Raw genomic sequence first — 14,041 nt, 5'->3', positions numbered from 1 at the left:
GCGCACCAAGGTGGCTGCTAAGACTGTACCGATTTTCCTGGAAGGCTCTCCGAAGAGAAGAAAATGGAGCGGGTGAAGCGATTCGAACGCTCGACCCCAACCTTGGCAAGGTTGTGCTCTACCCCTGAGCTACACCCGCTCATCAACCTCGGTCCGGGGGTAGTCGGTGGACCGTGGCGCCGCTGCGTTTGTTGTTTGCTGCGACGACGGCTATATGGCCCAGACGATTTTTAAATGCAACAGGGAAATGACGGCCAACCCAATATTTTTTTGAAGAAATGTCGCAAGCCCCTGAAAACAAGGCGTTTTGCAGCCTGCATTCTGTGGAAGATTGCGATTTTTTGCCCTTCGCCGTAAGGAAGACCACCATTTTCAAGCGAAAGAGAAGCCGCCATGAGTGAAATGCAGCCGAAGACACAGGACGAATTGTTTGCGCTTCTCGACAGCCTCGGCATCGCACACAAGACGATGCGGCACGAGCCGGTTTTCACCGTTGCCGAATCGGTGGCGCTGCGGGACGCGATTGCCGGCGGACACACCAAGAACCTGTTCGTGAAGGACAAGAAGGACAATTATTTCCTGCTCACCGTCGAGGAGAACGCAACAGTCGACCTGAAGACGGTACACACGCTCATCGGCGGCGCCAGCAAGGTCTCCTTCGGCAAGCCGGAAAAACTGATGGAATATCTCGGCGTGATTCCGGGAGCGGTGACGGCCTTTGGCGTCATCAACGACATTGGGCAGAACGTGAAGATCATCATCGACGAGGAGCTGATGAAGGATGAGATCGTCAACTGCCATCCGCTGTCGAACGATGCGACGACATCGATCGCCTCGAAAGATCTGCTGCGCTTTATCGAAGCGACGGGACACGAAGCCCTTGTCTTGAAAGTGACGTCCTGACATACGATCTTTGACGCAAAACAGTCAGGCGGACGCGGATGTCCGCGAGGAGACACGATGAGCGGCAACGACAATCCCTACGCAGCATCCTACGGCAACCAGATGACGGCAACGGCCAGCTACGGCGCCGCCCCGGCACCGGCGGCAGCGGCCGCGCCGGCGGGTGACCTGATCAAGGAAACCACCACCGCCAACTTCACCCGCGACGTGCTCGAAGCTTCCCGCCAGCAGCCGGTCCTCGTCGATTTCTGGGCGCCCTGGTGCGGCCCGTGCAAGCAGCTGACGCCGGTGATCGAAAAGGTCGTCACCGAAGCACAGGGCCGTGTCAGGCTGGTCAAGATGAACATCGACGATCACCCGTCGATTGCCGGCCAGCTCGGTATCCAGTCCATCCCCGCCGTGATCGCCTTTGTCGGCGGCCGCCCGGTCGATGGCTTCATGGGCGCCGTGCCGGAAAGCCAGATCCGCGACTTCATCGACAAGGTTGCCGGTCCGATGATCGACGACCAGCAGGCCGGGATCGATGCGGCGCTCGCAGACGCAAAAGCCCTGGTCGAGCAGGGTGATATCGAGAACGCTGCCGGTCTTTTCGGCGCCGTGCTGCAGGCGGACCCGGAAAATGCAATCGCGCTCGCAGGGCTTGCCAATTGCCTGATCACCGCCGGCGAACTGGACCAGGCACGCGAGGTTCTGGCCGATCTCTCCGAAGAGCTGGCCAAGGATGCCGGCATCGCCGCCGTTGTGAAAAAGCTCGCCCAGATCGAGGAAGCCCGCAAGCTCGGCGACCCGAATGCGCTGGAGCAGATCCTTGCTGCCGATCCTGACGATCATGGCGCCCGCATCAAGCTCGCCAAGATCCGCAATGTCGAGGGTGACCGCGAGGCGGCGGCCGATCACCTGCTGAAGGTGATGAAACGCGACCGGACGTTCGAGGATGATGGCGCCCGGCGCGAACTGCTGCAGTTCTTCGATGTCTGGGGACCGATGGACCCGGCAACGCTGTCAGCACGCCGCAAACTGTCATCGATCCTGTTTTCGTGATACCCTGACAGGGGCGCCTTTATGACAATCTCCCTTGAGATTTGACGTCGGCGCCCCATTTCTTGTCAGTAAGCGGCGCGGCGTCATTAAGGCCGCCACAAGAACGCCTGACAGCGACGGGGTAGTTGAGACATGCAAGTTGGTAACGCACGTTATCTGAGGCCTCAGGACCTGCCGGAGACCCTTCCGGTGTTCCCATTGACGGGCGTGCTGCTGCTTCCGGGTTCGCAATTGCCGCTCAACATCTTCGAGCCGCGCTATCTTTCCATGTTTGACGATGCGCTGGCCGGAAACCGCCTGATCGGCATGATCCAGCCCTTCTTCGGTGAAACGCGCGAAGAACCGGGCCAGGCGCATGTGCAGGCGCTTTGCCAGGTCGGTTGCGCGGGCCGCATCACCTCGTTCGCCGAAATGGAAGACGGCCGCTATATCGTCTCGCTGACCGGCATTTGCCGGTTCCGGCTGTTTGATGAAGTGCCGCTTGCGAAAAAAGGCTATCGCTCCTTCAAGATCGCCCCGTTTGCGACCGACCTCACCGGACCGGACGATGAGGCTCAGGTCGATCGCGAGGCTTTGCTGGCCGCTTTCAAGGCCTATCTCGATGCCAACAAGCTGGAAGCCGACTGGGAGAGCGTCGAGCGCGCCAGCAATCTGACGCTGGTCAATTCGATGGCGATGATGTCGCCCTATGGCCCGGCGGAAAAGCAGGCGCTGCTTGAGGCGCCCGACCTCAAGACCCGCGCCGAAACGCTGATCGCGATTACCGAGATCGTGCTCGCCCGAAATTTCGGCGATATCGAAACCATGCTGCAATAGGCGGATATGATGGAAGACAGGACCAGCCGGGTCGATCCCAAACTGCTTGAACTGCTGGTCTGCCCGCTGACCAAGGGCCGCCTCAGCTACCACGCGGCCGAAAATGAACTGATCTCGGAAAAGGCAAGGCTGGCCTACCCGATCCGCGACGGCATTCCAATCATGCTGATTTCCGAGGCGCGCAAAATCGAGGATTGAGGCTGCGATTGATCGTATGAAAGCCCCTCATCCGCCCTTCGGGCACCTTCTCCCCGTCACGACGGGGAGAAGGACCGACCGGCAAACTCCGCGCAGATCCCCTCTCCCCGCGTGCGGGGAGAGGGTTAGGGTGAGGGGCATTCGCCAGTCAACGAAGTCCAGCGCTTAAATCGCCTGCCCGCCCAGCATCTTCGGCTCGCTCTGGCCGCCAAGTCCGGACGCCTGACGGATGAAGAATGATTTGACCGATGGCATCCGGTCGACGATGCCCAGCCCGAAATCGCGCAGCGCCCTGACCGGCGTGACATCGTTGGAAAACAGCCGGTTCAAGACATCGGTGGTCACGCCCATGCGGAACGTGTCGAAGCGCCGCCAGCTCTGGTAGCGCTCGAGCACCGCGAGCGAGCCGATATCGAGACCGAGGCGATCAGCATCGACGATGGTTTCTGCCAGCGCTGCCACATCCTTGAAGCCAAGATTGAGGCCCTGGCCGGAAATCGGGTGAATGCCGTGAGCTGCGTCACCGGCAAGGGCGAAACGCGGCGCGATGAAATCGCGGGCCAGCGTCAGCCCCAGCGGAAAGGCGCGGCGTCCGCCGACGACCTTCAGCGTGCCGAGCTTGTGGCCGAAACGGCGCTCCAGTTCTTCCTCGAACACCAGATCGTCGCTGGCGACCAGCCGGTCGGCGTCGCGCGTCCGTTCCGTCCAGACCAGCGAGGAGCGATTGTTCTTGAGCGGCAGCGTCGCAAACGGCCCGGCCGGCAGGAAATGCTCTTCCGCCGTGCCGTCATGCGGCCGCTCATGTTCGACCGTGGTGACGATGCCCGACTGGCCATAGTCGAAATCGACGGTCTTGATGCCTGCGGCATCGCGCAGTTTCGAGCGCACGCCATCGCAGGCGACCAGGAGCCGCGCTTCCATTGTCTCGCCATTGGCCAGCTCAATGGAAACCGAGTGATCGCCGCTCTTGAAACCGGCAGCCGCCGTCGATTGACGAATCTCCACGCCGAGATTCGTGGCTGCCTTCCGCAGCGCGCCGACCAGAGCGACATTCGGCACCATATGGGCAAACGGCCGGCCCTCGATCTTTTCATCCTCGAAGGTCAGGAACACCGGGCGAACCGGATCGGCGGTCTTCGAATCGGTGATGACCATACGCTTGATCGGCTCGGCTTCCGGCTCGATCTCGCTCCAGATACCGAGCACGTCGAGCATTTGCGAGGCGGCGGCGATGATCGCCGAGGCGCGCTCGTCCTTCTTCCAGGCAGCCTCCGGAGCGCCGTCGATCAAGCTGACGGCGAGATGCGGCGCGGCCTTCTTGATGGATACGGCCAGCGACAGCCCGACATAACCGCCGCCCGCAATCAGCACATCGATCATCTCTCATTCTCCCGTCGCTCTTGAGCATTGCATGTGGCCTATATAGATCATTGATGCGCTCGTTCCTACCGTTTGAGCGCTCGAGCCCAGGAGATCGCCGAAATGTCGCGCCCCGCCGAGACCCCCGCCCCGATGGATGTCCTCTTGCAGACGCTGGATCTGGAAAAGCTGGAGGAAAACCTGTTTCGCGGCCGCTCGCCGCAGGTCGGCTGGCAGCGCGTGTTCGGCGGGCAGGTGATCGGCCAGGCGCTGGTGGCCGCTCAACGTACCGTCAGCGAGGGCCGTTACGTGCATTCGCTGCACGCCTATTTCATGCGGCCGGGCGATCCGTCCGTGCCGATCATCTACGATGTTGACCGGATCCGCGATGGCGCAAGCTTTGCCACCCGCCGCGTCGTCGCCATCCAGCATGGCAAGGCAATCTTTTCGATGTCGGCCTCCTTCCAGTTCGACGAGGAAGGGTTTGACCACCAGATCACCAGGCCGGACGTGGCGCCGCCGGAAACGCTGATGGGCGAGCAGGACATCAAGGAAAAATTCCTGGTCAATGCGCCGGAAGCGATCCGCCGCTATTGGGAGCGGCCCCGGCCGATCGAAATTCGCCCGGTTTCGCTCAAGCACTATTTCTCGCGCGACAAGCTGGAGCCATCGCAGGACGTCTGGGTCAAGGCGGTCGGCGCCGTTCCGGACGAGCGTCACATTCAGGCGGCGGTGCTCGCCTATATCTCCGATATGACCCTGCTCGACACCGCGCTCTATGCCCATGGCACCTCGGTGTTTGACCGCGACCTGCAGGTGGCGAGCCTCGACCATGCCATGTGGTTTCATCGCCCCTGCCGCATGGACGACTGGATGCTCTACACGCAGGACAGCCCCAGCGCCTTCGGTGCACGCGGCATGACGCGCGGTAGCCTTTTTGATCGCTCCGGCACCCTGATCGCTTCCGTTGCCCAGGAAGGCCTGATCCGGAAAAAGGCATCTGAATAAAAAATCGCCTCTTTTTTGATTCTGATTAATTTTTAATCGTTTATTTCGATGATTTTTTGACATTTCGCCGATGGCTTTCGGCGAAATATCGCATTTCCATGTCTTTTCATGGACTTACCCATTCAATCCCAAACTGGCACGCCCCTTGAATAGCTAGGGGCAGTCGTTGGGGATTTGTGCTCGGCGGCAAGGAGAGACGGCCCCGAGCCGAAGTTGAACAAGGATGGGAAACCAGATGAAAATTGTAATGGCCATTATCAAGCCGTTCAAGCTCGATGAGGTTCGCGAAGCCCTCACTGCCGTTGGCATCCAAGGCCTGACCGTGACCGAAGTGAAGGGTTACGGACGTCAGAAGGGACATACGGAAATCTATCGCGGCACCGAATACGCCGTGAGCTTCCTGCCGAAACTGAAGATCGAAATCGCTGTTGCCTCGGAGATTGTCGACAAGGCCGTCGAAGCGATCGCCACGTCAGCCAAGACCGGCCAGATCGGCGACGGCAAGATCTTCGTCTACTCGATTGACCATGCGGTGCGCATTCGTACCGGCGAAACCGACACAGAAGCGCTGTAAGTCACGGCCGTTCAGGGAGCTCCATATCAATGTCTTCATTTAAACTTTCTACCTCTCTTGGACGCGTGGGCGCTGCAGCCGCAGCCCTCCTCGCCCCGGCCATCGCCTATGCGCAGGAAGCCGCACCGGCGGCAGCCGAAGCGGTTGCTGCAGCCCCCGTGCCGAACAAGGGCGATACCGCCTTCATGTTCCTCTGCACCATTCTCGTCCTGTTCATGCTCATCCCCGGCCTCGGCCTGTTCTATGGCGGCCTCGTCCGCGCCAAGAACATGCTGTCGGTCCTGATGCAGTGCACCGTCGCCGGTTCGGCCGTCATGCTCATCTGGGTCATCTACGGTTATTCCTTCGCCTTCGGCGGTTCGACATCGCCCTATTGGGGCGGTACCGCCAAGATGTTCCTCGCGGGCGTCACGATGGACTCGACCGCCGCCACCTTCTCCGATGGCGTCGTCATCCCGGAAATGATCTTCATCATGTTCCAGATGACCTTCGCGGCCATCACACCGGCCCTGATCGTCGGCGCCTTTGCCGAACGCATCAAGTTCTCGGCTGCAATCCTGTTCTGCGTCCTGTGGGCAACCTTCGTCTACTTCCCGATCGCCCACATGGTCTGGGACGCAAACGGCCTGATCTTCGGCTGGGGCGCTCTCGACTTCGCTGGCGGCACGGTCGTTCACATCAACGCTGGCGTTGCCGGTCTGATCGGCGCGATCATGGTCGGCAAGCGGACCGGCTTCGGCAAGGACATGATGGCTCCCCATTCCATGACGCTGACGCTCGTCGGCGCGGCCATGCTGTGGGTCGGCTGGTTCGGCTTCAACGCTGGCTCCAACCTTGAAGCATCCGGCGGCGCGATGCTTGCCACCGTCAACACCTTCATCGCCACGGCTGCAGCCATCATTTCGTGGTCGCTGGTTGAAACCTTCACCCGTGGCAAGGCCTCTATGCTTGGCGCCGCGTCCGGCATGATCGCCGGTCTCGTCGCCATCACGCCTGCTGCCGGCATCGTCGGCCCGATGGGCGCGATCGTCATGGGCCTGATCGTGTCGCCGCTGTGCTACTTCTTCGTCTCCGTGGTGAAGAACAAGTTCGGTTATGACGACACGGCAGACGTTTTCGGCGTCCATGGCGTTGGCGGCCTGTTCGGCGCCTTGGCCACCGGTATCTTCGCCTCGTCGTCCCTCGGCGGCATCGGATATGCCGATGGCGTCACCATGGGCGGCCAGTTCATGACCCAGGTTTATGCCGTTCTCGTTACGCTCGTCTGGTGCGGCATCGGCTCGGCAATCCTCTACAAGATCGTCGATGTCATCGTTGGCCTGCGTGTTCCGGTCGAAGCCGAACGCGAAGGTCTTGACCTCTCCTCGCACGGCGAAGCCGCCTACCACTCCTGATGAACTTGCGGGCCGGGAAAACCGGCTCGCATCTCTTCCCGTCGCGGTTTCGTCTTGTGCGAAACCGCATTTGACCCGGACACCCGTCCGGGTCTTTTTTTGCCCTCACACCTGCCAATGACTGCCAAAAAACGCTTTCAATAGGGAAAACTGCGGTTGCAGAAGCGTTTCACGTAAAGGAAGCGTCAAGGTTAATAGGGCTTTAACTCTCCTCTGCTTACCTTCGAAGCATGCGCCCATGGCGTTTTTCGGGAATAACAGGCAGCAGGTCATCATGAGCAGAAGCAATCAGGCGGTATACGACAACCGTTCCAACCGGTTTGTGCTTTCCACATTCGTCTGGAAACAGGTCGCCGCCCTGGCGGGGTTTGCGGTGTTCGTCGCTCTCGGGTTCGCGATCGCGGCATTGTCGAGCTGGAACGTCGCCGATCCCAGCTTCTCCTACGCCACAGCCGATGCTCCGACCAACCTGCTCGGCTATACAGGTGCCGCCTTCGCCGACATCTTCATGCAGTTCTTCGGCATTGCCAGCGTTGTCGCACTTCTGCCCGTCGTCGCCTGGGGCCTGGTGCTGATCATCGGCAAACCCTTCGATCATATCGTCAAGCGCGCCGGCGCCTGGTTCCTCGGTTCGGTGCTGGCCTCGGCTGCACTCAGCTGCGTTCCCGCCCCCGTCACCTGGCCCTTACCCAACGGCCTTGGCGGCGTCTTTGGCGACATGATCCTGCGTTTTCCTGCTTTGTTTACCGGTACCTATCCGACCGGCACGTTCGGCACCGTGCTTGCCGTCCTGTTCACGCTTCCCGCCGCCTACTTCCTGATCTACAGCGCCGGCCTCATCGGCGTATCCGACCCTGAGGACGAGATCGACGAGCCGGCACCGGCACCCAGCAAGGCCCGCACCGTCAGCGACGAATCCGAGGACGACGAATCCGAAGGCATCATCATGGTGATGGCAGGCGCCCTCACCCATATGCGCTTTACCGCGCAAGCCCGTATCCGCCGCCTGTTTGGCTTGAGCGGCCGCCGCAAGCCGTCCGCGCGTGATTATGACGAACCCTATGATTTCAACGGCGACGAATTCGGTACGTTGAACGAACCGTCCCGCCCGAAGGCTGTTTCCCGCTCGGAGCGGGTCGAGCCGTCGCTGGACCGCAGCGAACGGCGCACGGTTGCAGCGCCGCCAATGTCTATGGACGAAGACGACGACGATTTCCCCGCGTTCGACAACCGCCGTGCCTCCGCCGACTTCATGCCTGATGGTGACGAGGACGACGACAACGATCCGGCTGCCGACTGGGCGCCGGTGCCCGCACCGCGCAAGCAGGCCATGCCGCAGACCGCCGCCCGTGTGGTCCCCGCCGCACCCCGCCCGAAGACCGGCCAGCGGGGCGATCGCGAGGCGCAGGCGTCTCTGGTGTCCGATGACGGCGATTTCACTCTGCCGCCGCTGCATTTCCTTGCCGAGCCAAAGAACGTCGCCCGCGACGCAACCCTGTCGGCCGATGCACTCGAACAGAATGCCCGCATGTTGGAAGGCGTGCTGGAGGACTTTGGCGTCAAGGGCGAGATCATCCATGTCCGTCCCGGCCCGGTCGTCACCATGTACGAACTGGAACCTGCGCCGGGCATCAAGTCCTCGCGCGTCATCGGCCTTGCCGACGATATCGCCCGCTCGATGTCGGCGATCGCCGCCCGCGTCGCCGTTGTTCCTGGCCGCAACGCCATCGGTATCGAACTGCCGAACCAGCGTCGCGAGACCGTCTATCTGCGTGAACTGATCGGCTCGAGAGATTTCGAGACCAGCAAGACCCGCCTTGCCATGGCGCTCGGCAAGACGATCGGTGGCGAACCCGTCATCGTCGATATTGCCAAGATGCCGCATCTTCTCGTTGCCGGCACCACCGGCTCGGGTAAATCTGTCGCCATCAACACCATGATCCTGTCGATCCTCTACCGGCTGAAGCCGGAGCAGTGCCGTCTGATCATGATCGACCCGAAGATGCTCGAACTCTCCGTCTATGACGGCATCCCGCATCTGCTCTCGCCTGTCGTCACCGATCCGAAAAAAGCAGTCGTCGCTTTGAAATGGACCGTGCGCGAGATGGAAGAACGCTACAAGAAGATGTCGAAGATCGGTGTGCGCAACATCGACGGCTTCAACTCACGCGTCGAGCAGGCGATGGCCAAGGGCGAGCAGATCAGCCGCACCGTCCAGACCGGCTTTGACCGCCAGACCGGCGAGGCCGTCTACGAAACGGAAGAATTCGACTTGGCACCGATGCCCTATATCGTCGTCATCATCGACGAAATGGCCGACCTGATGATGGTCGCCGGTAAGGATATCGAGGGTGCCGTCCAGCGGCTCGCCCAGATGGCCCGTGCCGCCGGTATACACGTGATCATGGCAACCCAGCGCCCGTCCGTCGACGTCATCACCGGCACGATCAAGGCCAACTTCCCAACCCGTATCTCCTTCCAGGTGACGTCGAAGATCGACAGCCGCACCATCCTTGGCGAACAGGGCGCCGAACAGCTGCTTGGCATGGGCGACATGCTCTACATGGCCGGTGGCGGCCGCATCCAGCGTGTGCACGGCCCGTTCGTCTCCGACACCGAGGTCGAGGATGTCGTCAAATACCTGAAGACCCAAGGCTCTCCGCAATATCTCGACGCCATCACCGAAGATGACGGAGAGGATGATGAAGGCGGCAGCGGCCCGGCGGGCACCTCCAACCTTGCCGATTCGGACGATCCCTATGATCAGGCCGTCGCTATCGTGCTGCGCGACGGCAAGGCATCGACATCCTATGTCCAGCGCCGCCTCGGCATCGGCTACAACCGCGCCGCCTCGCTGATCGAGCGCATGGAACAGGAAGGCATCATCGGTGCTGCCAATCACGCCGGCAAACGCGAGATCCTGGTGCCGACCGAAAGCGACATAACCGGCCGGTAACCCTCCGAGAAAGCCGTTCGCAAAAGAGCGTCGATCCCGGACAAAAATCACCGGGAAGACCCTCACGGCGAATTGAAGACGCGCGCAGGACAGGCCTTGAAGGCGCCGCACTTGCGCTCCACATGAGACTGGAAATGAAGGAGACGACGATGACAGACACGCAAACCGGCCATTTTGAACAGGATACGAAACGTCCGTCCCTGTCGCGCCGCGCCTTCGTCGGCGGCCTTGCTGTTTTCGCCGCTCTAAGCTTTATTGGCCTGCCAATCGAGCCCGCGCGAGCGCAAGCAGCTCCAGCAGCGGTCGCCCAGAAAATCGCCGACCATTTCGCCTCGGTCAAGACCATGAGCGGCGAGTTCGTGCAGTTCGGCCCGCGCGGAGAACAGACCGGCGGCAAGTTCTTCATCAGCCGTCCGGGCAAGATCCGCTTCAACTACGAAGCCCCCTCGCCGATGCGGGTGATCGCCGACGGCAAGTCCGTCGTCATCGGCAACCAGAAAATGAAGACCTGGGATATTTATCCGCTGTCGAAGACGCCGCTGAAGTTGCTGCTGTCCGACGAGATCGACCTGACCGGCAAGATGGTCCGCGACGTCAAGGAAGAGCCCGACCTGATCACCATCGTGCTGGGCGACCGCACCGTGTTTGGCGATGCGACGATTACCCTGATGTTCGACCCGAAGACCTATGACCTTCGCCAGTGGACGATCACCGATGCGCAGAAGAAGGATACGTCGGTAATGATCTTCAACGTCAAGAACGGCGTGCCGATGGACGACAAAGTTTTCCAGATTCCGTATGACGACATCAACAATCGCGGCAAGTAAGCCCGATTGAGGCTACCGATCATCCTTGATGGGCGCCGCCGTCGATGCGGCGAACCATGAGGATATCGTCGATCTCCCTGCCTTCATGAAGAATACCCGCTTCGACGCGGCCGATTTCCCTGAACCCCTCGCGCTGATAAAATCTCAGGGCCTGAGGATTTTCCGCGCTCAGCGCCAGTTCCAGCAGCCGCACACCGGTGCCGCGCGCGTAATCGGCAATCGCATCGAGAAGAGCCTTCGCATGACCGGCGCCACGCCTGTCCTTGCGCACATAGACCATGATCACCGTGGCACGATGCGCCAGCTTGCTGGCGCCTTGCCGCATCAGGCCCATGATGGCGACCGGCTCGCCTTCGTGAAAATCGACGAAAACAGCATTGACGGTCAGCCGCCTTGCCCATTCGGCATCCGGCAAGGCTTCCCAGTCCGCGGCGCTGCTGGCGAAGGCTGCGGGCTCGCGGCGCAGGGCTTCGAGCCGGATCCGGCGGAATATGTCGATGTCCTCAGGCCCGAGGTGCCGGATCATGTTGCTCTCCCATCAGCGGCAGAATCGCAAACCGCTGCCGCCCGGCACGCTACACGGCAATGGATCACGTGGCCAAGCTTAGAAAAACGGGGGCAGCATTACCCCTCACATCAGGGATGTAAGAGCCGATCCGGCAGCGATGGCGAGATAATAGGACACAATGCAGGCGGCAACGCATGCCGCCATGGCCACGATCACCATCAAACCATCCCTTTCCGCCAGCGAGATCGCGATCAGGACGATCGCCAGCGATGGAAGCGTGTTACCGAACGGGATCGGCAGAGCAATCAGGACGGCAAGCAACAAGACAGGGAGCGCCAGCACGATCCGGGCCTTGCGCCCGGTCAGCGCCCCAAGCCGCCCCGGCGTGAGCCACGCCTCGAAGCGCAGGACCCATGGCCGTGTCGTTGAAACCGTTGCCTCGACGGCTTTCAACGGCAGAACGCGGCGCCCGATGAAATCGGGCAACCATAGCCGGTCAGCTCCCGCCATCATCTGGATAGCAACAAAGGCAAGGCAGGATCCGAGGAAGAATCCGAACGGCCCGGGCAATGGAATGATCGTCGGCAGGGCGAGAATGAGAAGCGTGAAAGCGACACCAATCCGGCCTTCACGTCCCAGCATGCATTTCAACTGCAGCCCATTATCCTGTCTCGCGCGGTCGAGGAGTTCCAGCATGAACTCCGACCCCTTGATTTTTTCTTCCTCAAGCTGACCGTCCAAGTCATCAATCCGTCGAATGACTGTCGAGCAATGACTGACGGTGGAAGGATTTGAGCAGCTTGCGCATCTCTTCCTCGCTGACAGTAATACCTTTGGCTTCGAGATCGTGGATCAGTTTGGCGATGATGTCGGCATCGCCGGCAATCTCGAAATCGCTCCTGTGCACATCTTCCACATAGGCGGATAAATCATCGCCCGAAAGATTGAGTTTCTGACCCGCCCAGTAACCGGCGAGACGATTGCGTCTGGCGCGGATTTCATTGAGTGGCGAGGAATCGAATGGCTCGCTGGTTTCTGCCCCGCTCTCATTTTTCATAATTGTGCTCATCCCTACATTCGTCTTTCTATATCTACTCGCGATGGAAGGTGTCAGGTTTCGTCTTTCTGGAGTTGGGCCAAGGTAGCATCGCAGGCCGGATGGATACCCTGAAGAAAATCATCCGGCTGATACCAGCCAATGGTGACACCCATCGCAGACGTCAAGGCCCAGGCAGGCCGTTCACCCGCCTGAGTAAGGAGACGCGGTGCGCCCTCACGTAGGCAGGTCTCTGCCTGTTCGACGATGGCAGGCGCTGCCTGCGCACCGGCAAGCGCTTCGCGCAGGTCAGCTGCAGCGGGTTCGACGATCATCGAAGCGATAACTGATGACATGAATTCGAGAAGCATTTTTAAGTCCGTATTGAGTTAGGGGGAGAGTGTGTGGGCTGCCCTTAATGGGCAGCCGTCTCGCTTTTGCGGGTCTTCATCAGGCTCCAGACCACGCCGCTTGCGATGATCAGGAAAGTCATCGACAGGGACAGGGCAGCCGGGAATTTTTCCAGGCCGAGAAGATCGGCGACGAAGATCTTGGAACCGATGAACACCAGGACGATGGCAAGCGCCGGCTTCAGATATTTGAAGCGATGGATCATCGCGTCGAGAGCAAAGTAGAGAGCGCGCAGACCCAGGATAGCAAAGATGTTCGAGGTGTAGACGATGAACGGGTCGGTGGTGATCGCGAAGATCGCCGGAACCGAGTCAACGGCGAAGATCACGTCGGCAATTTCGATCAGCACCAGCGCCATGAACAAAGGCGTGATGAACAAAACCGTCTTGCCGGTCTGCGGGTGCGGCAGCTTGACGAAGAACCGTTCGCCGTGATGCGTCTCCGTGACGTTGAACTTGCGTCGCATGAACGACACCAGCGGGTTGTTGGCGATATCCGGATCGGATTCCCCGACAAACAGCATTTTCAGGCCGGTGAAGACCAGGAAGGCCGCGAAGAAATAGAGCACCCAGGAGAACTCGGTGACGAGCGTAGCGCCAAGGCCGATCATGATGGCGCGAAGGACGATGACGCCGAGAATACCCCAGAACAGCACGCGATGCTGATAGATGCGCGGAACGGCAAAGAAGGAGAAGATCAGCGCGATAACGAAGACGTTGTCCAGGGCCAGCGTCTTTTCGACGACGAAGCCGGTGACATAGTTCATCCCGGCTTCAGCGCCGAGATACCACCACACCCAGCCACCGAAGGCCAAACCGAGGGAGATGTAGAGCGCCGAAAGCTTGAGGCTTTCCTTGACGCCGATTTCCCGGTTTTCCTTGTGCAGGACACCGAGGTCAAATGTCAGAATGGTCGCGACCAGCGTGATGAACGCAGCCCACATCCAGAGTGGGGATCCCATCCAGTGGACGAGCATAAACGAAAGGTCCAAAGCCTTCTCCTTCGCCGGC

General features: G+C 60.4%; 15 protein-coding genes and 1 tRNA gene. 9 read left to right on the top strand and 7 right to left on the bottom strand.

The genetic code is table 11. The features are described 5' to 3' along the window. Window positions 1-64: 64 nt before the first annotated feature. Window positions 65-139, bottom strand: a tRNA-Gly gene (locus ACSQ3J_RS13610). A 254-nt stretch (window positions 140-393) separates the two neighbouring features. Between ACSQ3J_RS13610 and ACSQ3J_RS13605 the strand changes: the two genes are divergently transcribed. The 4 genes from ACSQ3J_RS13605 (at window position 394) to ACSQ3J_RS13590 (ending at window position 2,958) form a co-directional block, all read left to right on the top strand. After that, a complete protein-coding gene (locus ACSQ3J_RS13605) occupies window positions 394-903 on the top strand; it encodes a prolyl-tRNA synthetase associated domain-containing protein (protein ID WP_436039303.1) in 510 nt (169 codons plus the stop codon). A gap of 57 nt (window positions 904-960) precedes the next feature. Then, window positions 961-1,944: a thioredoxin gene (gene trxA, locus ACSQ3J_RS13600; protein WP_436039302.1), complete on the top strand. Its 984-nt coding sequence runs from the start codon at window positions 961-963 to the stop codon at window positions 1,942-1,944. A 132-nt stretch (window positions 1,945-2,076) separates the two neighbouring features. Beyond that, complete coding sequence (locus tag ACSQ3J_RS13595; protein ID WP_060502710.1) at window positions 2,077-2,760, top strand: LON peptidase substrate-binding domain-containing protein; 684 nt, start codon at window positions 2,077-2,079, stop codon at window positions 2,758-2,760. 9 nt (window positions 2,761-2,769) lie between these two features. Next, window positions 2,770-2,958 carry a Trm112 family protein gene (locus tag ACSQ3J_RS13590; protein WP_037097280.1) on the top strand — a complete coding sequence of 63 codons (189 nt, stop codon included), beginning with the start codon at window positions 2,770-2,772 and terminating at the stop codon, window positions 2,956-2,958. A 165-nt stretch (window positions 2,959-3,123) separates the two neighbouring features. Here ACSQ3J_RS13590 and ACSQ3J_RS13585 read toward each other — a convergent pair whose 3' ends face one another. Further along, a complete protein-coding gene (locus ACSQ3J_RS13585) occupies window positions 3,124-4,338 on the bottom strand; it encodes a ubiquinone biosynthesis hydroxylase (protein WP_436039301.1) in 1,215 nt (404 codons plus the stop codon). 102 nt (window positions 4,339-4,440) lie between these two features. On the opposite strand from ACSQ3J_RS13585, the gene tesB reads away from it, so the two are divergent. The 5 genes from tesB to ACSQ3J_RS13560 all read left to right on the top strand — a co-directional run bounded on the left by tesB (window position 4,441) and on the right by ACSQ3J_RS13560 (window position 11,076). Then, a complete protein-coding gene (tesB, locus tag ACSQ3J_RS13580; RefSeq protein WP_060502708.1) occupies window positions 4,441-5,325 on the top strand; it encodes an acyl-CoA thioesterase II in 885 nt (294 codons plus the stop codon). Window positions 5,326-5,548: 223 nt separating this feature from the next. After that, the gene (locus ACSQ3J_RS13575) at window positions 5,549-5,899 is read left to right on the top strand and encodes a P-II family nitrogen regulator (RefSeq protein WP_060502707.1); all 351 of its coding nucleotides are present in this window, start codon (window positions 5,549-5,551) and stop codon (window positions 5,897-5,899) included. A gap of 29 nt (window positions 5,900-5,928) precedes the next feature. Continuing rightward, window positions 5,929-7,293: an ammonium transporter gene (locus ACSQ3J_RS13570; RefSeq protein ID WP_060502706.1), complete on the top strand. Its 1,365-nt coding sequence runs from the start codon at window positions 5,929-5,931 to the stop codon at window positions 7,291-7,293. 274 nt (window positions 7,294-7,567) lie between these two features. Further along, window positions 7,568-10,249, top strand: a complete 2,682-nt coding sequence (locus tag ACSQ3J_RS13565; protein ID WP_060502866.1) for a DNA translocase FtsK — start codon at window positions 7,568-7,570, stop codon at window positions 10,247-10,249. 149 nt (window positions 10,250-10,398) lie between these two features. After that, complete coding sequence (locus tag ACSQ3J_RS13560) at window positions 10,399-11,076, top strand: outer membrane lipoprotein carrier protein LolA (RefSeq protein ID WP_060502865.1); 678 nt, start codon at window positions 10,399-10,401, stop codon at window positions 11,074-11,076. Between the two features lie 19 nt (window positions 11,077-11,095). Here the strand turns inward: ACSQ3J_RS13560 and ACSQ3J_RS13555 are convergent, their stop codons facing one another. The 5 genes from ACSQ3J_RS13555 to ACSQ3J_RS13535 all read right to left on the bottom strand — a co-directional run bounded on the left by ACSQ3J_RS13555 (window position 11,096) and on the right by ACSQ3J_RS13535 (window position 14,022). After that, the gene (locus tag ACSQ3J_RS13555; RefSeq protein WP_060502705.1) at window positions 11,096-11,602 is read right to left on the bottom strand and encodes a GNAT family N-acetyltransferase; all 507 of its coding nucleotides are present in this window, start codon (window positions 11,600-11,602) and stop codon (window positions 11,096-11,098) included. Window positions 11,603-11,707: 105 nt separating this feature from the next. After that, complete coding sequence (locus ACSQ3J_RS13550; protein ID WP_060502704.1) at window positions 11,708-12,325, bottom strand: exopolysaccharide biosynthesis protein; 618 nt, start codon at window positions 12,323-12,325, stop codon at window positions 11,708-11,710. Between the two features lie 4 nt (window positions 12,326-12,329). After that, on the bottom strand, window positions 12,330-12,641 hold the full coding sequence (locus ACSQ3J_RS13545) for an ATPase inhibitor subunit zeta (protein WP_060502703.1): 312 nt from the start codon (window positions 12,639-12,641) through the stop codon (window positions 12,330-12,332). Between the two features lie 53 nt (window positions 12,642-12,694). Further along, window positions 12,695-12,991, bottom strand: a complete 297-nt coding sequence (locus tag ACSQ3J_RS13540) for a hypothetical protein (RefSeq protein ID WP_060502702.1) — start codon at window positions 12,989-12,991, stop codon at window positions 12,695-12,697. 44 nt (window positions 12,992-13,035) lie between these two features. Next, a complete protein-coding gene (locus tag ACSQ3J_RS13535) occupies window positions 13,036-14,022 on the bottom strand; it encodes a TerC family protein (RefSeq protein WP_060502701.1) in 987 nt (328 codons plus the stop codon). Window positions 14,023-14,041: the final 19 nt, after the last annotated feature.

This window comes from Rhizobium sp. LjRoot98, assembly GCF_964252935.1.
In the GTDB taxonomy this organism is placed as follows: Bacteria; Pseudomonadota; Alphaproteobacteria; order Rhizobiales; family Rhizobiaceae; genus Pararhizobium.
Note: the sequence above shows the minus strand (reverse complement) of the source record. Positions and strands in the feature narration are given on the sequence as shown.

Excerpts from the sequence above, each read along its gene's own strand:
- ACSQ3J_RS13605 (WP_436039303.1), top strand. The coding sequence starts at position 394 with ATGAGTGAAATGCAGCCGAAGACACAGGACGAATTGTTTGCGCTTCTC.
- trxA (WP_436039302.1), top strand. The coding sequence starts at position 961 with ATGAGCGGCAACGACAATCCCTACGCAGCATCCTACGGCAACCAGATG.
- ACSQ3J_RS13595 (WP_060502710.1), top strand. The coding sequence starts at position 2,077 with ATGCAAGTTGGTAACGCACGTTATCTGAGGCCTCAGGACCTGCCGGAG.
- ACSQ3J_RS13590 (WP_037097280.1), top strand. The coding sequence starts at position 2,770 with ATGGAAGACAGGACCAGCCGGGTCGATCCCAAACTGCTTGAACTGCTG.
- ACSQ3J_RS13585 (WP_436039301.1), bottom strand. The coding sequence starts at position 4,338 with ATGATCGATGTGCTGATTGCGGGCGGCGGTTATGTCGGGCTGTCGCTG.
- tesB (WP_060502708.1), top strand. The coding sequence starts at position 4,441 with ATGTCGCGCCCCGCCGAGACCCCCGCCCCGATGGATGTCCTCTTGCAG.
- ACSQ3J_RS13575 (WP_060502707.1), top strand. The coding sequence starts at position 5,549 with ATGGGAAACCAGATGAAAATTGTAATGGCCATTATCAAGCCGTTCAAG.
- ACSQ3J_RS13570 (WP_060502706.1), top strand. The coding sequence starts at position 5,929 with ATGTCTTCATTTAAACTTTCTACCTCTCTTGGACGCGTGGGCGCTGCA.
- ACSQ3J_RS13565 (WP_060502866.1), top strand. The coding sequence starts at position 7,568 with ATGAGCAGAAGCAATCAGGCGGTATACGACAACCGTTCCAACCGGTTT.
- ACSQ3J_RS13560 (WP_060502865.1), top strand. The coding sequence starts at position 10,399 with ATGACAGACACGCAAACCGGCCATTTTGAACAGGATACGAAACGTCCG.
- ACSQ3J_RS13555 (WP_060502705.1), bottom strand. The coding sequence starts at position 11,602 with ATGATCCGGCACCTCGGGCCTGAGGACATCGACATATTCCGCCGGATC.
- ACSQ3J_RS13545 (WP_060502703.1), bottom strand. The coding sequence starts at position 12,641 with ATGAAAAATGAGAGCGGGGCAGAAACCAGCGAGCCATTCGATTCCTCG.
- ACSQ3J_RS13540 (WP_060502702.1), bottom strand. The coding sequence starts at position 12,991 with ATGCTTCTCGAATTCATGTCATCAGTTATCGCTTCGATGATCGTCGAA.